The 19806-nt window shown below is 40.6% G+C and carries 22 protein-coding genes; 20 read left to right on the top strand and 2 right to left on the bottom strand.

Annotation, left to right across the window (positions count from 1 at the left end; all coding sequences use genetic code 11):
• Window positions 1-400: 400 nt before the first annotated feature.
• Together AC1DPZ_RS04520 and AC1DPZ_RS04515 are read left to right on the top strand one after the other, a co-directional pair.
• Entirely contained in the window at window positions 401-1291 is an 891-nt protein-coding gene (locus AC1DPZ_RS04520) for an NmrA family NAD(P)-binding protein (protein WP_477401546.1), read from the top strand.
• Window positions 1292-1309: 18 nt separating this feature from the next.
• Entirely contained in the window at window positions 1310-2227 is a 918-nt protein-coding gene (locus AC1DPZ_RS04515; RefSeq protein ID WP_477401545.1) for a helix-turn-helix domain-containing protein, read from the top strand.
• 26 nt (window positions 2228-2253) lie between these two features.
• On the opposite strand, the gene AC1DPZ_RS04510 is transcribed toward AC1DPZ_RS04515, so the two are convergent.
• Together AC1DPZ_RS04510 and AC1DPZ_RS04505 are read right to left on the bottom strand one after the other, a co-directional pair.
• Window positions 2254-2649, bottom strand: a complete 396-nt coding sequence (locus AC1DPZ_RS04510; RefSeq protein WP_477401543.1) for a (R)-mandelonitrile lyase — start codon at window positions 2647-2649, stop codon at window positions 2254-2256.
• A gap of 90 nt (window positions 2650-2739) precedes the next feature.
• Window positions 2740-2931, bottom strand: coding sequence for a cupin domain-containing protein (locus AC1DPZ_RS04505; RefSeq protein ID WP_477401542.1), 192 nt, complete (start codon window positions 2929-2931; stop codon window positions 2740-2742).
• Between the two features lie 88 nt (window positions 2932-3019).
• On the opposite strand from AC1DPZ_RS04505, the gene AC1DPZ_RS04500 reads away from it, so the two are divergent.
• From AC1DPZ_RS04500 to gmd, 18 genes are all read left to right on the top strand, one after another.
• Window positions 3020-3550 (top strand): DinB family protein, encoded by a 531-nt coding sequence (locus tag AC1DPZ_RS04500; RefSeq protein WP_477401540.1) that lies wholly within the window; start codon window positions 3020-3022, stop codon window positions 3548-3550.
• 228 nt (window positions 3551-3778) lie between these two features.
• Window positions 3779-4423, top strand: coding sequence for a uracil phosphoribosyltransferase (gene upp / locus AC1DPZ_RS04495; RefSeq protein WP_477401563.1), 645 nt, complete (start codon window positions 3779-3781; stop codon window positions 4421-4423).
• Between the two features lie 217 nt (window positions 4424-4640).
• Window positions 4641-4850, top strand: a complete 210-nt coding sequence (locus AC1DPZ_RS04490) for a hypothetical protein (RefSeq protein WP_477401539.1) — start codon at window positions 4641-4643, stop codon at window positions 4848-4850.
• Between the two features lie 389 nt (window positions 4851-5239).
• Window positions 5240-5722, top strand: coding sequence for a RidA family protein (locus AC1DPZ_RS04485; protein WP_477401538.1), 483 nt, complete (start codon window positions 5240-5242; stop codon window positions 5720-5722).
• Between the two features lie 131 nt (window positions 5723-5853).
• Window positions 5854-6582 carry a YjjG family noncanonical pyrimidine nucleotidase gene (locus tag AC1DPZ_RS04480; RefSeq protein WP_477401537.1) on the top strand — a complete coding sequence of 243 codons (729 nt, stop codon included), beginning with the start codon at window positions 5854-5856 and terminating at the stop codon, window positions 6580-6582.
• Between the two features lie 36 nt (window positions 6583-6618).
• On the top strand, window positions 6619-7143 hold the full coding sequence (locus AC1DPZ_RS04475) for a DinB family protein (RefSeq protein ID WP_477401536.1): 525 nt from the start codon (window positions 6619-6621) through the stop codon (window positions 7141-7143).
• A gap of 265 nt (window positions 7144-7408) precedes the next feature.
• Window positions 7409-8263, top strand: a complete 855-nt coding sequence (locus AC1DPZ_RS04470) for a UDP-2,3-diacylglucosamine diphosphatase (RefSeq protein WP_477401534.1) — start codon at window positions 7409-7411, stop codon at window positions 8261-8263.
• 239 nt (window positions 8264-8502) lie between these two features.
• The gene (locus AC1DPZ_RS04465; RefSeq protein WP_477401533.1) at window positions 8503-9510 is read left to right on the top strand and encodes a glycosyltransferase family protein; all 1008 of its coding nucleotides are present in this window, start codon (window positions 8503-8505) and stop codon (window positions 9508-9510) included.
• A gap of 189 nt (window positions 9511-9699) precedes the next feature.
• Window positions 9700-10167 carry a hypothetical protein gene (locus tag AC1DPZ_RS04460; RefSeq protein WP_477401531.1) on the top strand — a complete coding sequence of 156 codons (468 nt, stop codon included), beginning with the start codon at window positions 9700-9702 and terminating at the stop codon, window positions 10165-10167.
• 439 nt (window positions 10168-10606) lie between these two features.
• Window positions 10607-11299 carry a phosphoribosylformylglycinamidine synthase subunit PurQ gene (purQ, locus tag AC1DPZ_RS04455; RefSeq protein WP_477401529.1) on the top strand — a complete coding sequence of 231 codons (693 nt, stop codon included), beginning with the start codon at window positions 10607-10609 and terminating at the stop codon, window positions 11297-11299.
• On the top strand, window positions 11299-12042 hold the full coding sequence (locus AC1DPZ_RS04450) for a type III pantothenate kinase (RefSeq protein WP_477401527.1): 744 nt from the start codon (window positions 11299-11301) through the stop codon (window positions 12040-12042). Before purQ ends, AC1DPZ_RS04450 begins: the two co-directional genes overlap by 1 nt.
• Window positions 12035-13348: a BamG family beta-barrel-assembly machinery protein gene (gene bamG, locus AC1DPZ_RS04445; RefSeq protein WP_477401526.1), complete on the top strand. Its 1314-nt coding sequence runs from the start codon at window positions 12035-12037 to the stop codon at window positions 13346-13348. The genes AC1DPZ_RS04450 and bamG overlap by 8 nt, the downstream gene beginning before the upstream one ends.
• Window positions 13341-13937, top strand: a complete 597-nt coding sequence (gene lptC / locus AC1DPZ_RS04440) for an LPS export ABC transporter periplasmic protein LptC (protein ID WP_477401524.1) — start codon at window positions 13341-13343, stop codon at window positions 13935-13937. The genes bamG and lptC overlap by 8 nt, the downstream gene beginning before the upstream one ends.
• A 92-nt stretch (window positions 13938-14029) precedes the next feature.
• The gene (locus tag AC1DPZ_RS04435) at window positions 14030-16159 is read left to right on the top strand and encodes a peptidylprolyl isomerase (protein ID WP_477401522.1); all 2130 of its coding nucleotides are present in this window, start codon (window positions 14030-14032) and stop codon (window positions 16157-16159) included.
• Between the two features lie 301 nt (window positions 16160-16460).
• Window positions 16461-16976, top strand: coding sequence for a DUF2480 family protein (locus AC1DPZ_RS04430; RefSeq protein ID WP_477401520.1), 516 nt, complete (start codon window positions 16461-16463; stop codon window positions 16974-16976).
• A gap of 156 nt (window positions 16977-17132) precedes the next feature.
• Window positions 17133-17909, top strand: a complete 777-nt coding sequence (locus AC1DPZ_RS04425) for a DUF3108 domain-containing protein (RefSeq protein ID WP_477401519.1) — start codon at window positions 17133-17135, stop codon at window positions 17907-17909.
• 9 nt (window positions 17910-17918) lie between these two features.
• The gene (locus AC1DPZ_RS04420; protein ID WP_477401518.1) at window positions 17919-18482 is read left to right on the top strand and encodes a DUF3109 family protein; all 564 of its coding nucleotides are present in this window, start codon (window positions 17919-17921) and stop codon (window positions 18480-18482) included.
• Between the two features lie 207 nt (window positions 18483-18689).
• Window positions 18690-19806 (top strand): GDP-mannose 4,6-dehydratase (gene gmd / locus AC1DPZ_RS04415; protein WP_477401517.1); only part of this gene is annotated, 1117 nt, incomplete at its 3' end.

Raw genomic sequence — 19806 nt, 5'->3', positions numbered from 1 at the left:
TTGCTGACTATATCCTTTAACTAACGTTAAAAAGAAGATAGAAAAAAAAAGTAGTGCACCTTTAAAAGGAGATGTAATAGTATAAGACAAGGATCAAGTTTTACAGGCAAATATAAAAATATTACTTCATGGGGTATTACCTTTTTTATAAATATAACCGCCTGCGTGTTTTGTATTTGCCGTCCAATAATATCATACTTGGTACAGCCTTTTTGCTCATTTTACTTGCCGGTTTTTAACCCCGGAATCGCACAATTCCTTGCCCTTTTGTCTCTTCTTCTCCCGGCATCGACTGCAGACGGAAACACTGTCTCTAAAGTATTCGGCTACAACAATAGTAGATTTGGCTACATATGCTTATTTCCAGCTGCCGAACTTTGAAGCAACAAAAAACAAAGAGATGAAAATTATAGTAACAGGTTCGTTGGGACACATCAGCAAGCCACTCACAGCGGCGTTAGTGCAAAAAGGACATGCGGTTACCGTTATCAGCAGCAATCCCGAAAAGCAAAAAGATATTGAGGCGCTGGGCGCCAACGCTGCCATCGGCGCGTTGGAAGATGTTGATTTTTTGACAGCTACTTTTACCGGAGCGGATGCCGTGTACACCATGGTGCCGCCAGCCAACTACTTCGATCATAACCTGGATCTGACGGCCTATTGTCACAGAATCGGCAATAACTACGCAGGAGCCATAGGGGCTTCTGGCGTAAAGCGTGTGGTTCACCTCAGCAGCATTGGTGCCCATTTAGATAAGGACTCGGGCATCATTCTTGCTCATCATGATGTAGAAGTTATACTGAGTAATCTGGCCGGTATTGCCATCACTTTTATGCGCCCCACGGCTTTCTATTACAATTTATATGCTTATATAGCCTTGATAAAAAACCAGGGTTTTATTGCAGCAAACTATGGCGCGGACGACAAGATAGTATGGGTGTCGCCTATAGATATTGCAGCTGCGGTTGCCGAAGAACTGGAAACACCGCTTGCCGGCAAAAAAGTGCGGTATGTAGCGAGTGAGGAACTTACAGGGAACCAAACCGCAGGTATTTTAGGTGCTGCTATCGGGAAGCCCGATTTGAAATGGATACTTATTAGCAACGGCCAAATGCAAAGTGGCTTAGAAGCCGCCGGAATGCAGCCACGTATTGCTGCCGGTTTGGTTGAAATGTACGCAAGCCTTCATAACGGCGCATTAGGAGAGGATTATTACTGCAATAAACCCGCGGTTATGGGTAAAGTAAAACTGACAGATTTTGCAAAAGAATTTGCTGCAGCATTTAAATAAAAATAAGTACATTGAAGTATGGCAAACATGCAACCCCGGCGGTTTAAAACGATAAACGAATTTCACAAGTTTAGGGGTTTACCTAAGCCGGAGCATCCGTTAATAAGCGTGATAAATTTAGAAACGGTTACGCAGGTACCCGCCGATGAAACAAGCTTAGTAAAGGATTTTTATTCGATTGCATTGAAAAGGAATTTCAATGCAAGGATGAAATACGGGCAGCAGGAATATGATTTTGATGACGGTATTATGTTCTTTATGTCGCCCGGCCAGGTTTTCAGAATTGAGGTTGAGCCAGATACAACATTAAAGCAGTCGGGATGGATGCTGCTCATCCATCCCGATTTTCTATGGAATACGCCTTTAGCCAAAACCATAAAGCAATACGAATATTTTGACTATTCGGTAAATGAGGCGCTGTTTCTTTCAGAGAAAGAAGAAACAATAATTGGCGGTATTATGCAAAATATTCAGCAGGAGTATCATTCAAACATTGATAAATTCAGCCAGGATATTATTATTGCCCAGCTTGAATTATTGCTCACTTATTCCGAAAGATTTTATCAGCGCCAGTWCATAACCCGGAAAATTGCCAATCATAAGATCCTCAATCGTTTAGAAGACATCCTCACAGCATACTTCACCGTCGGCGCCTTAGCTCCAAAAGGATTGCCTACCGTTGGCTACATTGCCGAAGCGTTAAACGTATCGCCCAATTATTTAAGTGGTTTATTAAAAGTGCTGACGGGCCAAAGCACCCAGCAGCACATCCACGATAAATTAATAGCAATAGCAAAAGAAAAACTATCCACTACCAATTTATCAGTAAGTGAAATTGCTTATGAATTAGGTTTCGAGCATCCGCAATCGTTCAGCAAATTATTCAAAAGCAAAATCAATCTTTCGCCATTGGAATTCAGGCAGTCTTTTAATTGACAAAATCATTACCAACCATAGGCTAATTAGCTATTATACTGTTGGTCTGTCACTTGTTCCATCCAATCTACAGGCGATCCATTTAGCTTTTCCTGGATGGCAATGTGACTCATTGCTGTGGTAGTAGTTGCCCCATGCCAGTGCCTTTCGCCAGGCGAAAAGTAAACAACATCTCCCTGGTATATATCTTGCCGTGTATCTCCTTCGCGTTGCACCCAGCCGGCGCCTGCGGTAACAATAAGGGTTTGACCGAGCGGATGCGTATGCCAGGCAGTGCGGGCACCCGGTTCAAAGGTGACAAGCGCCATAGCAACGCGGGCCGGTTCTGGTGGACTATTAAGCGGATCGATTCGCACCGATCCGGTAAAATATTCTGCGGGACCTTTTCCCGATGGCTGTGAGCCGCTACGTTTTATTTCCATGGTAGTTCTTTTTTCATAGTTACTACAATCTTTGCCTGGCAAAGTTTATAAGAACCGCTTTTTATATCTCTGTAGCGCCAAGCGTATAAATTATTTGCTGCTTTTGTATTCCTGCCCGGTTACACTACTTAGCCAGGTAACAGCACCATTTTTACTATTGGGGTTCATTACAATCTGCACGAAACCCTCCTGCGGCGTTGCAGCATGCCAATGTTCAACTTCGGGTTTAATGCTTACCAGATCGGCTTTATGAAGTATTTGGATAGGTTTATCAGCCCGCAAGCTTAATCATTTTGCGGCTGTTTCTTAAGATAAGAATAGGTTGCTTTGCAATAAATAGTCGATATTTACTGCTATAAACCATATTATTATGAGAGCAATAAAACTATTAGCAACACTATGCCTGTTTTTAAGCTTCACGAGCTTTGTTACAGCGCAAACAGCAACCGATGGTATGCTGAAAGAATGGGAACGGGCAAAAGCCTACACCAAAGAATACCTTGATGCTATGCCAGAAACCGGTTACGCTTTAAAGCCTACGCCCGAGATGCGATCATTTGCGGAGCAGATGCTTCACCTTTCGGATGCCAACTATGGGTTTGCGTCGGCTGCGTCTGGCGAAAAAAGCCCTTATGAATTGGGAGCACTGGAAAAAACAGGCGACAAATCAAAAGCAGGTGTCACCAAAACGGTGATGGAAAGCTATGATTTTATGATAAATTCAATTAAAAAGGTAACGCCCCAAAAGCTTGATGAGCAAGTTAAACTTTTCGGCAACTTTGATCTTTCCAGGAGCATGGTTTTCGCTAAAGCTTTTGAGCACCAAACTCACCACAGGGGCCAAACTACCGTTTATTTGCGCTTAGCTGGCGCTAAACCGCCGCAGGAGAAATTATTTTAAGCGGAACAGGCCGCTTGAAAATAAAAAACCAGGATTTTAGCTTGTGGCGGGTATTTGCTGCGCCAGATGAGTGATGTTTCCGATAAGGACTGCAGATGCAAGTTGGCGCTCTCCTTTAATCACATAATCGGGGAATTAGCCCGGCCACAAGCAGAATCTTGTACCTCATGGGGAATATTTGCTTAATAAATCATGTCACTTTTCACTCAAAAAGAATTAATTTTAAGCATGATTTTCGTCCTCAACAAAACCAACAGCATTGCTAACCAGTTCCTCGCCGAATTACGCGATGCCGTGATCCAGCAGGATAAAGCGCGTTTCAGGCGTAACCAGGAGAAGCTGGGCGGTATTTTGGCCTATGAGCTGAGCAAAACGCTGAAGTATGAGTCTAAAGAAGTGCAAACCCCTTTGGGCATAGCCAATATCTATGTACCAACTGATCAGCCGGTTTTGGGAACAATTTTAAGGGCCGGATTGCCGTTTCACCAGGGCTTTATGAATTATTTTGATCAGTCGGGATCCGCATTTGTTACGGCCTACCGTAAGGTGAAAAGAGGAGGGGCATTCATTATCCAGGTGGACCATATCTCGACCCCAAACCTCGACGACCAGGTATTGATCCTATGCGATACCATGCTGGCCACCGGGCAAAGCTTTGTAGCAGTTTGCAAAGAGCTGATGGCCCAATTTAAAATAAAGGAGCTGCACATAGCCGCCGTAATAGCCAGTACAGAAGGTGTGGCCCATGTGCGTGCCAATTTGCCTAAAGCAAAATTATGGCTTTGCGCCATTGATGATGAAATGACCAGCAAGGCTTACATTGTGCCGGGCTTGGGCGATTCAGGAGATCTGGCGTTTGGGGAGAAGGTGTAACTTATTTTTAACGTATAGTTGTTTTCAAAGGTGTTAAAGAGACTTCGCCGTTTCGGAATTGGGATGTTCGATTTTTAACATTTAAAGGCTTTAAAGCGGGCTTCGCCGTTTTGGTTTGTTTAGAACTCAAATCCAATTGAGGAGAATAAGGAATTTCTGGATCATATAAATTATTAATCTGTTAATTGTTATTTTTGTTATAAAATAATTTTGTATCATGAATATTTCTTCTGTCCATCCCCCGCTTAGCAATGTACAGGCCGAACTATTAAAAGTTTTTAGTGCCGATATTCCCGATAAACACCTTGCTGAACTGAAAAATCTCATTGCCAGGTTTTTGTTGGATAAGGCCCGCGATAAAGCCGATGCAGTTTGGGACGAAAAAGGCTACACAAATGAAAAATTGCAAGAAATTCTTAATAAGTAATAATACCGGCACTAAAAATTGTGCTCGACACTAATGCCCTGCTCAGATCCATCTCCCGTCGGTCGGCATTCGCCATTATTCTCGATAGACTTTATGAAAATGCGTATGAATTGTATCTCAGTAATGAGATTGTGCATTCGCGGGCAATGTTCATTTCCTGGTTACGGATGACAAACACTTTAAAGCGCTTAAATCAATATCCTTTCCTGCAATTAATGTCATTTCGCTTGCCGATTTCAAAGAATTGCTTGGCCATCAAAAATAGCCGGGAAATCAGCTAAGTTGTTTGATATAGATTTATATGCCCGGTAAAGCAATAATGATGGGCCTTTTAATTGTGAATTTGGCAATGTAATTTTGAGATCTGTCATTTACCAAACACACGCACAATGAAAAAGCTACTCTTGCTGCCGTTACTATTAATTTCAAAACTGGCCTTCTCACAGGCCGATACCTCAGTTGTAAAACTAAGCAACCCGCCATCAGTTAGTAACCCCAAAGGCTATTCGCAGTTTGCAATTATCAATTTGGGGAACAGCAAAATGCTCATACTATCCGGCCAGGTGGCTTTTGATAAAAGCGGAATTCTTGTTGGTAAGGATGACCTGTCCAAACAAACCGACCAGGTTTTCTTAAATATCAAAAGCATTGTTGAAAGCGCGGGCGGCACAATGGATAATGTAGTTAAACTTGGTTATTTCCTGCGGGATGTGAGCCAGGTACAGGCTGTAAGGCAGGTGCGGGATAAATACGTAAATCTTAAAAGTCCGCCGGCAAGCACACTGGTGGAGGTAAGTAAACTGTTCAGGGATGATGTATTAATTGAGATTGAGGCAACGGCGGTTATACCGTTAAAAAAGCCTAAACTCTAAAAAGGAAATCTTAAATTCTAAAAGAAAAAAGTAGAAATTTGTTATCCTGGAACAACAGTAAAGGATCTAATAGCGAACTTTGTATGGCGGCGATAGATGCTCCACTGTTCAGTATGGCAAATAAAATTAGAATGAAATCCGAAATCGAAATTCCATCATCCGGCATCAGAAAATACAAACATATTTTCTTCGACCTTGATCATACCATCTGGGATTTTGATAAAAATGCCGAGGAAGCTTTGCATGAGCTGTATCATATTCATCAACTGGAAAATATCGGGCTTACATCTGCCGATCTGTTCATTGAAACCTATACCCGCAACAACCATAGGCTTTGGGCGCAATATCATGTGGGCGAGATCAGCAAAGATGAGCTGCGCGATGCCCGCTTTAAATCAACCTTTACCGATCTGGGCTTACATCCCAATCTTATGCCGGTTGATTTTGAGGATGCTTATGTAAAGCTTTGTCCTACAAAAACAAACCTATTTCCGCATGCGCATGAAACGTTGCAATATTTGCAAACCAGGTACACCCTGCATTTAATCTCTAATGGGTTTAAAGATTCTACCCGGATAAAAATTGCCGGTACCAACCTTGCGGGCTATTTTCAAAACATCGTTATATCCGAAGATGTAGGCGTTAATAAACCCGATAAAGCGATATTTCAACACGCAATAGACCTTGCAGGTGCCGATAAACAGGAAAGCATTATGATAGGGGATAGTCTGGAGGCCGATATTTATGGTGCTTTGGGTTTTGGTATGGATGCCATTTATTTCAATCCATTCAACGCCCCTAAACCGGATGATGTGCCTTTGCAGGTAACTCATTTAAAGGAGTTGATAACAATATTTTAAAAACAATACTTATTTAAAAGTACTAACTTTAATATTATGAGTATTGCCAGAGAACGCTACGCCATTGAAGCAGCCCTTGACAGTTACCGGGAGCAGCTGGATAGCATACCCGATGAGCAGTTTACAGAAACACCACCTGATGGCGGCTGGTCATACGCCGAAGTTTACAGTCATATATTGCAGGCTACTTTAGGTTCATCAATAGCATTGGAAAGGTGCACACATAATAACTGCCCGCCAACTAAAAAAGGACTTACCTGGGAAGGGCGCTTTTGTTTAATGCTTGGCGTGTTTCCCCCTGTAAAAAGGAAGGTGCCCGATGCTGTAGCTGATAAAATGGCGGCCGCAAAGATCAGTAAGGAGGAGGCGAAAAATATGATCATCAAATGCCGTAAGCGGGTAGAAACTACTATGCCGCTTATTGCAGCTTCCTCTGCAGCAAGCCGTTATAAACATCCGCGCATGGGGATGCTTAATGCCAGGCAATGGTTCAGGTTTATCAGGATACACCTGGAACATCATTTAAAACAACTGGGCCGGATAAAAAGAAAATTTTTATAGTTATGAAACCTTTTACATTTAACAGAGTCTTAACAGTATGATAATGTTGGTTTTCTGATATTTGTAAAAATCATTTATGATGAATTTTGAGTATAGTTATTTGGTTGTTATAGCTTTGTTGCTGTTGGTAGGCGTTTTCTATATCAGCCCTTATGAATTAAATGTTAATGAAGACGACGACGACGAGTAATCGTTTGTTCAGTATTTCTTTCAAAGTCAATAACCGGCAAAATCTGCCGGCTGAGAATTTAACCCCTTATTTTTAATGGCAAAACGTGAGGTTGATATCGTAGTTATATCCGACGTGCACCTTGGTACTTATGGCTGCCACGCAAAAGAATTGCTTAAATATTTAAAAAGCATTAAGCCTAAGATACTTATCCTTAACGGCGATATTATTGATATCTGGCAGTTTAGTAAATCATACTGGCCCGAAGCCCATATGAAAGTGGTGCGCCGCATCCTTAAATTTGTTACCGATGGTATCCCGGTATATTACCTTACAGGCAACCATGACGAAATGCTACGCAAATTTGCTGATTTTGACCTTGGTTCATTCAAGTTGCTTAATAAAGTAGTATTAAATATTGACGGTAAAAAAGCCTGGATCTTTCATGGCGATATATTTGATGTAACCATGCAACATTCCAAATGGCTGGCTAAATTAGGTGCCGTGGGTTATGATACCCTGATATTGATCAACAGTTTTACCAACTGGCTGCTAACCGCTATCGGGCGGCAAAAAATGAGCTTTTCGCAAAAGATAAAGGCCCGCTTTAAAGAGGCCGTAAAATTTATAAACCAGTTTGAACAAACCGCAGCCGACCTGGCTGTTGATAAAAGCTACCAGTATGTGATTTGTGGCCATATTCACCACGCCGAGATCAGGGAGATTGTGGATACTGCGCAAACTGGTAAAGTACTTTACCTAAACTCCGGCGATTGGGTAGAGAGCCTTACCTCGCTGGAATACCAGGATGGTAACTGGACGATATTTAAATACAGGGCCGACGACTTCCACACCGATACCGACGAAGATGATAAAACTGATGCCGAAGACCTGGATGCCAAGATGGATGTAAAAAGTCTGCTGGATAGGTTCAGGCAGGAGACGGAGTAAATGTATTTTCTCACCTAACTACGTTAACTCGTTTATGCGAGGTATGAAGCCCCCCAATTTGAAGATCGAATATGAAAGTTTGCTTTGTACCGTCGGGGATTGCTTCGAAACTGCAATTAAGGAAGATCAATGGTCAAAGTCAAACTTCCCTTTGCATTTTAGTGCGAAAAAATGCTTGAACTTTTTTTTAATAACCCCAAAACGGTTCAAATTACTAAATTGCCCCTAATTATATTTACATGAAAATATTGTTTGCCATACAGGGAACCGGCAACGGGCATATTAGCCGGGCCCGCGAAATTGTGCCTTTGTTGCAGCAATATGGCCAGGTTGATTTGCTGGTGAGCGGTACCGAGGCCGAGGTTTCCTTATCGCAGCCGCTCAAATACAAATTTCACGGTGTTAGTTTTGTATTTGGTACCAATGGCGGGGTTGATAACTGGGCTACCTGGAAAATTATGAACCTGCGCCAGTTTATACACGATTTGCGCAGCCTGCCCTTAAAACAATACGACCTGATTATTAACGATTTTGAACCGGTGAGTGCATGGGCCTGTAAATTCCAGGGAGTTCCATCTGTATCGTTAAGTCATCAATGCTCCTTTGTATCGCCAAATACTCCCCGACCCACAAAAAAAGATCCTTTTGCCCAGTGGCTGCTAAAAAATTACTCGCCCACTACTCATCATGTAGGCTTTCATTTTGAGCGCTATGACGATTTTATACATACCCCGGTTATCCGTAGTGAAATTCGCCAGATGGAAACCAGTAACCTGGGCCATTACAGTGTTTACCTGCCTGCTTATGACGATAAAACCCTGCTAAAGCACTTAGGTACAGTAACCGATGTTAAGTGGCAGATATTTTCAAAACGACAAAAAACGCCTTTTCAATCGGGCAATGTCGAGATCTTTCCGGTAAATAACGAGGCCTTTAATAAAAGCCTGGCCAGCTGCGAAGGCCTGCTTACGGGTGGTGGTTTTGAAGGCCCTGCCGAAGCGCTGTTCCTGAAAAAGAAGGTGATGATGATACCCATGAAAGGCCAGTATGAGCAGCAATGCAATGCCCTGGCAGCATCAAAACTGGGGGTGCCGGTTATCGCCGGGATCAATGAAACTTTTACCACTCATTTAAATAAATGGATAAGCGATGATAAAAAGGTAGTAGTTGATTTTCCGGATGAAACAGCGCAGATAGTTGATAATTTGGTAAATCAATATGCGAGGCTGCCGAGGATTATGGTGTAGGGGGGGGTAGTTCGGGCATTAAAATGTCATGAGGTACGAAGTAATCTCTTCTAACCGCTTATAGTTTTCCACCTTGAGCGTTGCACAAAATTTTACCACTAAGTGTGGCTGGCCGTTTTTTTGCACGGAAAACTTTTACAACTCTTTGGCTTTTTGTACTAATTTTACCCCCGCAAATTATCGCCCTATATGATCCAGGCTTTCCGGTCTTTTAATCCTTTGAATATTTTGTGGCTGGTTGTTATGCTTTTCCTGTCGCGGGTGGGCTATCTGCTGCATGTGCCCGATAAATTGGAATTTGTATTTGTTGAACCATTTGCGCGCCTGTTGGTGCCGGTAGCATATGAATACGCGTTTTCGCCCGGTGTAAATATATTATTGGCCGCTGTGCTGGTGTTTATACAGGCTTTGTTACTTAACTATTTAATAAATCACTATAATTTATTAGGCAAGCCTACATTTTTGCCCGCGTTAATGTATGTAACACTATCGGGTTTATTTTCGCCCTTTTTGATTTTAAGTGCCCCGCTCATCTGTAATTTTCTGCTGATATGGATGTTCTCTAAACTTATGAACCTATATAAAGGCGATGATGCAAAATCAATTTCCTATGATGTGGGTATGATAGTAGCATTGGGCTCACTTCGGTTATACTGATACTGGTGCTCTGTATTTTTAAATTGCAGCAAAATTTCTTTAAAAGTTACGTCCAAATCCGTAAATCTTTTCAGCTGTTATTTTTTATTTTTTTAATAACGGCATTTTCGTTTTACGTCAACTCATCTTTCCATCTTAGCCATTTTTTATTGTGTATAGCGCCTGCTGCGGTGTTTTTTGCCTATTATTTTTTATATGCCACCAAAAAATGGTTTTACGAAAGCCTGTTTTTATTGCTGCTAATCAGCATCATCTACTTTCAGTTTAACAAATTTTAACTTTTACATTCGTTCAAATTTCAGCGGTTATATTAGTTTTGTAACGTGAAACCATCATTAGCTGTTGTTTATATAAACATAAGTGCAAATGATATGAAAACGGCGAGACCCTATTGAGCGTCTTTTTTGACAGACAATTATTACACAATAAAACAATTCAAATGAAATTTGGCGTAGTTATATTTCCCGGCTCTAACTGTGATGAAGACATCATATACGTATTAGAAAAAATAATGGGCCAGCAGGTTGTAAGGTTATGGCATAAAGATCATGACCTGCAGGGTGTTGACTTTGTTGTTTTGCCCGGTGGTTTTTCGTTTGGCGATTATCTTCGCTCAGGCGCTATATCGCGTTTTTCACCAATTATGCAGGAAGTGATCCAATTTGCTGCAAAAGGCGGGTATGTAATGGGGATTTGCAATGGYTTCCAGATCCTGGCCGAAGCCGGTTTGCTTGATGGAGCTTTGTTGCATAATACAAACCGCAAGTTTATTTGCCGCAATATTTATTTAAAACCACAAACAAGCCAATCATTACTTACTGCAGGTTTAGAGCAGGAGCAGGCTTACAAAATTCCGATCGCGCATGGCGAGGGTAATTACTTTGCCGATGCCGATGTAATTAAAAGGCTTAATGATAACGAGCAGGTATTGTTTAGGTATTGCGACGAGTTTGGTAATATAACCGAAGATGCAAACCCTAACGGATCCATACAGAATATAGCCGGTGTTTGTAATGCAAGCCGGAATGTATTTGGTTTAATGCCTCACCCCGAACGCGCTGCCGATAGCTTACTGGCAAACGAAGATGGACTGGCAATTTTTGAATCTATATTATCAATAGTAAGGGCCTGATGACCAACCTGGTTATCGATATTGGTAACACATTTACAAAAATTGCGGTTTTTAAACTGGATGAGTTGCTTGCGGTTGAACAGTTTGATGAGGTTGATGCCAACTGGCTAAATGAATTATTGAACCGGTATAAAGTTAACAGGGCTATAGTATCATCGGTTAAAAAGGATGTTGAGCCCTGGCTAACCAGTTTGGAAGCAAACATTCGTCTCATTTATTTCAACAGTACAATGACCGGCGGGATACAAAACCATTATTTAACCCCTGTAACACTTGGTACTGATAGGTTAGCCGCTGTAATAGGGGCAAGTCATGTATATTCTGGCCAAAACAGCCTGGTTATTAGCGGTGGTACCTGCATAACATATGACTATATTGACAGCAGCCGTAATTATTTTGGAGGCAGTATATCACCGGGTTTAAATATGCGTTATAAGGCTGTAAACAATTATACGGCTGGTTTACCGCTGATAAATGCCGATGCGGATTTTACCGCAGGGTATGGTAGCAGCACCGAAACCGCGATACGCTCTGGCGTACAAAATGGTATAAAATATGAGCTAACCGGGTTTATTGAAAGCTACAAAGCCAACAATCCCCAACTGAATATTGTACTGAGCGGGGGCGACAGTATTTTTTTTGATACGCTATTAAAAAATAGCATCTTTGCCCCCTATATAAAAATTGAGCCTTATTTGGTTTTAAAAGGATTAAACGCAGCTATACAAAAGCATAATGATTAAATATACCAGGTTTTTTTTAACACTTTTATTTGCTGTTATCGCATTTGCAGCACATTCACAATCTACCACAAGCTCTCCATATTCACGGTTCGGTCTGGGCGATATCGATCCCCAGTTAATGCCACAAAATATTGGTATGGGCGGCATTGGCGTGGYAACAAACAGAATAAGCTTATTTAACAATATAAACGTCATAAACCCAGCGTCATACGGTGCAATTGGTATAACTGTTATTGATGTGGGCCTTTACAGTAACTTTTCAACCTTAAGCCAAACAGGGCAATCAAGCCAAAGTAATAAAAATTTCAGGCTTAGTCATATTGCCTTTGGCATACCGGTTACCAAACGTTCGGCCTTTAGTTTTGGTTTGCTGCCATACAGTGAGCGTGGTTATAATTATAAAAAATCTGTTAGTAACCTGGGGTCCGGTGCATCGGTCGATACCAATGCTACCAATTACAACTATAGCGGCGATGGCGGTTTATCAAAAGCATATTTAGGTTACGGGTTTGGCATTGGCAAGCATTTGTTAATAGGTGGTAATGTATCCTATATATTTGGTAATATTAAGGATATAAGTACAACCGAGATTCCTGGTTTAGCCGGAACCTTAAATTCAAAAATTGAACAAAGCAATGCTATCGGTGGTTTAAATTACGATTATGGCTTGCAATATTCTTTTGATTTTTCTGAAACAAAACATCTTATCCTGGGCTATTCTGCATCGGCAGGTACCAAACTTAACTCACAAAGCAGCTATATTGTAAGCCAGTACACCAATGATGCAAACGGTAATCCTAATATTGCGGTTRATAGCGTTGTAAACAGGCAGGCTGCTAAAGGTAAATTGAAGCTGCCGCAGATAAACCGTTTTGGTATCTCGTTCCAAAATGATGGAAAATTTTTGGTTGGAGCAGATTATTCAATGGGGCAATGGTCTGATCTGAGCATATCTGGTGTAAACCAGGGATTGCAAAACAGCCGTACAATAAATGTAGGCGCACAGTATACACCCAATATTGCCACTATTCGTAATTACCTGGCCACTGTTGATTACCGGATAGGAGGTGTTTACGATGAAACTTACATGACTGTTAATAATACCAGGATTAAAAGATATGGTATTACTGCCGGTTTAGGTTTGCCTTTACGCCCTAATAATGGTAGTTTTTATAAAATCAATATTTCGGCCGAGGTAGGTCAAAGAGGAACATTGACCAATGGCCTGGTTAAAGAAAATTATATTAACCTGCACTTAGGCTTTACGCTTAACGACAAGTGGTTCACCAAATATAAGTTTGATTAATCAACAGATGTATAGCCGGGTAAAACATATAAAAGGCCTGTGCCTGCTGTTGTTGCCTTTGCTTGCTTTTTGTATATCCTCCTGCGAGAATGACCTGAACAAGGTTAAAGAAATTGCATCCAACGAGATGGGTATTATAGTTTCGCCAACAAAAGGTGTTGATTTGATCATGAGCGATTCTGCCAGGGTTAAGTTACACCTGATAACTCCTTTAGTATTAGAATATCAAACTAAAAAACCTTACAAATTAATGCCCCGTGGCGTAAAAGTTATATTTTACGATAAGGAAACACAAAAAGAGTCGGGTAATATTGTTGCTGATACGGGGATATCGCGTAATGATCAAAAATTTATTGAGTTTCACAAAAACGTAGTAGCTACTAATGCTAAGGGCGAAACCTATAAATCTGATGAGTTGTACTGGGATCAGACAACTAGCAAGGTGTATTCGCACAAACCGGTTCAGGTAACCATGGTAGGGGGTAATGTAATGAACGGGGATAGTTTTGAGAGCGACGATAAATTTCTGCATCCAACACTTAAAAGCAGTACGGGTATTTTTCATGTAGATGAAAAAGTGACACAATAATGTTAATTTTTTCAGGAAAATTTTGTGTTATAGAATTTTACTAAAAATTGTATCTTGCGCCCTCTTTAAAAAGAATATAATAAATTACAGAAATGGGTATAATGGGTTTCTTGCGCGAACGAATGGGGAAAATCCTCGCAATCTTTATTGGGGTTGCTCTTTTTGCATTCATCGTGAGCGAGGTAGTAAGATCAGGAGGTTCCTTTTTTAAGGACGATAACAATGAACTTGCCGTAGTAAACGGCGAAAAAGTTCCGTTTGACGAGTTTAATAAAAAACTTGAGCAAAATACAAATCAATTTAAGCAGCAATCGGGGCAAAGTATTTCGCCGCAAATTGTCAACTACATCCAGGAAACAACCTGGAATCAGGTATTGAGTGAATTGCTCCTAAAAAAGGAAATTGAAAAATTAGGATTAGTTGTTAGCGAGGATGAGAGTACTGCAATGGTTAACGGTAATAATCCCGACCCACAGATTGCCCGTCAGTTTGCCGATCAGCAAACCGGTGCATTTGACAGGAATAAACTGAACCAGTTTTTAGCCTATTTAAATTCTTCAAAAGCCGATCCTGCTCAAAAGCAAGGATGGGCCGAGTTTTTAAAGCAGTTAATCGCAGCTAAACAACAAATGAAATATGTGACTATTGTTACCAATGGCTTATATGTGAATTCGTTGGAAGCTAATGACGATTACCTGGCAAAAAACAAGTTGGTTAATTTTAAATATGCTACACTTGATTATGCATCTATCCCCGATTCAAAAGTTACTTTAACAGATGGTGATTACAGCGCGTATTATGATGCGCATAAAACCGAATTTAAAATTCCGCAGGAAGTAAGATCATTTGAATATGTAAGCTTTAACGCGGCACCTTCAAAAGAAGATAGCGTAGCTATAAAAACAGAGGTTGATAAATTGGTAGATAGTATCAAAGTAACTTCTAACGATTCGCTTTTTGTTCAAATCAACTCTGAAACAAAAACTCCGCTTACCTTCCAAAAAAAGGGAACGCTTGAGCCCAAACTGGATACATTAATGTTTAATGCTGCCAAGGGGTTTGTTTATGGTCCTTATGTATCAAACGGTAGCTATAAAATTGCTAAGCTAAGTGATGTTAAAACCACTTTTGATTCGGTTAAAACAAGGCATATATTAATTAACCCACAAACCGAAGGTGGTATAGAAAAAGCTATTGCCAAAGCGGATTCGATTAAAAAACTGATACAAGGTGGTAAATCATTTACCGAATTGGCAACCACTTTTTCATCAGATAGAGGCAGCGCTGTAAAAGGCGGAGATATCCCTGCATTTGATGTTAACGGTGCTATGGCCGGCCAGGGACAGATTACTCCCGAATATACTAATGCAGCTTTTAAAGCTAAGAAAGGCGATTTAATTGTAGTTACCTCACAGTTTGGTGTTCACATTATCCAGGTAGAGGATCAAAAAGGTTCTATCAAAGTGGTGAAAGTTGCTATTGTTGATAAACCAATACAGTCAAGCAGTAAAACCCAAACTGTAGCTTACAGCAAAGCACAGGGGTTTTTAGGAGCTTTAACAAAAGATAACTTTGATGCCGAGGCTAAAAAAGAAGGTCTGAAAATTATCAACGCTGAAGACGTTAACGGTACAGCGGCCGGCTTACCTGGTTTGGATAATGCGCGTGATGTGGTTAGATGGGCATTTAAAGCCGATAAAGGCGATTTAACTGATAAGGTATTCACAGTTGGCGATCAGTATATCATTCCTCGTTTAAGCCAGATAAAGCCAAAAGGTACTTTATCACTTGATGCGGTAAAAAAACAAATTGAACCTGCTGTGCGCAACGAGGTAAAAGCAAAACAGCTGGATGAGAAATTCCAGGCTGCATTGAGCGGGTCATCTTCAATTGACCAGGTAGCTCAAAAAGCCGGCACCAAAGCTGTTCCTGTTCAAAATATTGTTTTTGCCAACCCGGTTATCCCAGGCCAGTCTGCAGAATATAAGTTGGTAGGTTCAATATTTGGTTCGCAGCCAAATAAACTGTCAAAACCGGTTAACGGGCTACAGGGTGTATTTGTATATTTTATTGATGGGTTTACCAATCCGGCAGCGCTTACTAACAATGTAAGGCAGAAACAACAAATTAGCCAGGTGTTGGAGCAACGTGCGCAAGGGCAAATATTGGAGGCCTTGAAAGATAATGCTAATGTAAAAGATAACAGGGCTAAACTGTTATAATATAAATAAGCGTAATTTTGTATCCGGGAACAGTATTAAACCTGTTCCCGGATTTTTTTTGTTTATCGTTTAGAACCGTCTGAAAAAATGACCTTTATTACTTGGTACTCAATAATAAGGAATACAGGGCTGTTTTATACCTCTAATGAAGCAATATCCACGCGTCATTGCGAGGTACGAAGCAATCCCCGCATTACAGAGTAGCTTTATAGTTTGGGATTGCTTCGTGGCTCGCAAGACGGTCTGTTTTTTTATTTTTAGACAGCTTCTTTTAAATATTGAGCTTAGCATTTTTAACATTATGGATATACAGGAAAACATAGTAAATAAAGTAGCACAAAGTGGTTTGGTTACTTTAGATCCCGCAGCTTTTTACCCGGCCGGCGAACGTGTTATTTATGATATTAAAGATAACCTGTTCCACGGGTTGATGCTGCGTGAAAAGGATCTGAGAGATTTTATAAAGGAGCACGACTTTACACAATACGAAGGTAAAAATGTAGGGATTACCTGTACTGCTGACGCCATTGTGCCAACCTGGGCTTATATGTTGCTGGCAAACCGTATGGCCCCGTATGCCCGCGAGGTTGTTTTTGGCGATATAGCTGTTTTAGAAACAGTGCTGTTTGAAAAAGAAATCGCCAAAGCTGATTTGGAACAGTATCGCGGGCAGCGGATTGTATTAAAAGGTTGCGGCGACATCCCGGTGCCTGTTTCGGCTTATATTGAATTAACAAAAAAGTTAACCCCCATAGTTAAAAGCCTTATGTTTGGTGAGCCCTGCTCAACTGTACCTATCTACAAGCGCAAGGATTAATGATTTGTTTTGTGTTAATAAGTAAGCAATTGGATAGTATTTTCATGCGTGCACAACAAAAATGAATTTAAACCATTTATATAAGCAGTTGTCATATACCCGCATGCCGATTAAATGATTTACAAAAGCGGCTTTATTTAAAAGCAAACCGTGTTAATGAAAAAATACTTCTCCAGCTTCCTGTTATTAATGTTATGCAATACTGTTGTATTTTCCCAGGAGCTTACCAAGATTAGCGAGCCCGTTTTTAAGGTTGGGGAAAAGCTGCATTATAAAATGCAATATGGCTTTTTTACTGCCGCGGCGGCCGATATACGTGTTGAAGCAAGCGATAGAAAACTTCCCGGGCCGGCCTTTCACCTTATTGCCGAGGGTAAAACAGCGGGTACATTTGATATTTTTTACAAAGTGCGCAATAAGTACGAATCGTATGTAGATCAAAACACATTGCAACCTTATTTTTATACTGAGAACAGGCACGAAGGTAAATGGAAGCATACCGATAATGTAAGCTTTGATCAAAAGGAAAGTAAAGTTACTGCCAATAAAGGTGTATTCCCGTTTACGGGGAAGACCTTTGATTTTGTATCTGCTTATTATTTTGCACGCACAATTGATGTTTCAAAGGTAAAAATCGGCCAAACATTTGAAATGCAGTATTTTTTGGAGGATGGCTTTCATACCCTGAGTGTTACTTATGTAGGTACCGAAGTTGTAAAGTGTAGTATGGGTACATTTAACTGTTTAAAATTTAACCCTACAATTATACCTGGCCGTATTTTCAGGAAAGATAGTAAGTTGTACCTTTGGATCACTAATGATGGCAACAGGATTCCTGTAAAGGCGCATGTTGAAGTTATTTTAGGTAGTATAACAATGGACTTGCAGGCGGCAAGCGGATTGAAATATCCTTTGAATCCAATAAAGAATTAAAATTAAAATATGATTGAGGTAGGTAGTGTTTTGGTACACGAAGATGTTGTAAAGGAAAATTTTGTTTGCAATTTAAATAAATGTAAAGGTGCCTGTTGCCTGGAGGGCGATTCTGGCGCGCCGTTAAATGCAGATGAACTGGATATTTTAAAAGAGATCTATCCTAAAGTAAAACCTTACCTTACCGCCAAGGGGATCAGCACCATTGAAAAGGTGGGAACCTATGTAAAAGATTTTGAAGGCGATTACACCACGCCTTGTGTTGATACCAACAAAGAGTGCGCTTATGTTATCTGGGAAAACGGGATCACTAAATGTGGTATAGAGAAAGCTTATGAAGAGGGCGCTATCAGTTGGCAAAAGCCAATTTCCTGCCATTTGTATCCCATCCGAATCACCGCTTACCCCGAATTTGATGTGTTGAATTATGATAGATGGAGTATTTGCAGTCCTGCATGTACTTTTGGCGATGAATTGAAAGTGCGTGTGCACGAGTTTTTGAAAGGTCCGCTGACTCGTAAGTACGGTGCAGAATGGTACCAGGAACTTGAAAACGAGGTGGCGGGAATTTAGTAAATCTTAAAAACCAAACGCTAAATTCTAAGGAAGAGAAATTCTAAATCATATTTTCTAAACTATTAAAGAAGGAACAGATCCTAAATCAAATCTTCAAAAATTGAACATTCAGAGTTAGAAATTGAACTTAAGTGTTTCCCATAGCAGGTTTTTACAATTAATTTGGATAATATTGTAGTATATAAGTATTTGCGTCAATAATAAATGAAAACAGCTTTAATAACAGGTATAACAGGGCAGGATGGTGCATATTTAGCTGAATTTTTGCTAAAAAAGGGTTACGAAGTACACGGTGTTAAAAGGCGCTCGTCTTTATTTAATACCGATCGGATTGACCATTTATACCATGACCCGCACGAACCCAATGTAAAGTTCAAGCTTCATTATGGCGATCTTACAGACTCAACTAATTTAATCAGGTTAATACAGGAAGTTCAGCCCGACGAGATTTATAACCTGGCAGCGCAGAGCCACGTTAAGGTGAGTTTTGATACACCAGAATATACTGCTAATGCCGATGGTATAGGTACGCTGCGTATTTTAGAAGCGGTAAGGTTATTGGAGCTTACAAAAAAAACACGAATATACCAGGCTTCAACATCAGAGCTTTATGGTTTGGTGCAGGCAGTGCCCCAAAGTGAAACTACTCCTTTTTATCCGCGGTCGCCATATGCGGTTGCAAAAATGTATGGATATTGGATAATAGTAAATTACCGTGAAGCATACGGCATGTATGCCTGTAACGGTATTTTATTTAACCACGAAAGTCCAATACGCGGAGAAACTTTTGTTACCCGAAAAATTACACGTGCGGCGTCAAAAATTGCATTAGGCCTACAGGATTGCCTTTATGTAGGTAACCTGTCTGCTCAGCGCGATTGGGGCCACGCAAAGGATTATATAGAAGCCATGTGGCTTATGTTGCAGCAGGAAAAGGCAGAGGATTTTGTAATAGCTACAGGTGTTACCACCACAGTTCGCGATTTTATAAAAATGGCTTTTAATGAGCTTGGTATCGAAGTGGAATTTAGTGGAAAAGATGAGTATGAGCGCGGTGTGATTATTGATATTGACCAGGACAAAGCCAAAGAGCTTGGGCTTAACCTGGATGCCTTAAAATTTGGACAAACGGTTGTAAAGGTAGATGCCAAATATTTTAGGCCTACCGAGGTTGATCTGTTAATTGGCGATGCATCAAAAGCATTTGAAAAATTAGGGTGGAAGCCTAAATACGACCTGCAGGCTTTGGTTACTGATATGGTGAAATCGGATTTGCACTTGGTGAAAAAAGACGAGTATTTAAAAAAGGGCGGGTTTACGA

This window comes from Mucilaginibacter sp. P4_G9, assembly GCF_056400985.1.
The sequence above is the reverse complement of the archived record's forward strand: the minus strand, read 5'-3'. Positions and strand labels throughout refer to the sequence as shown.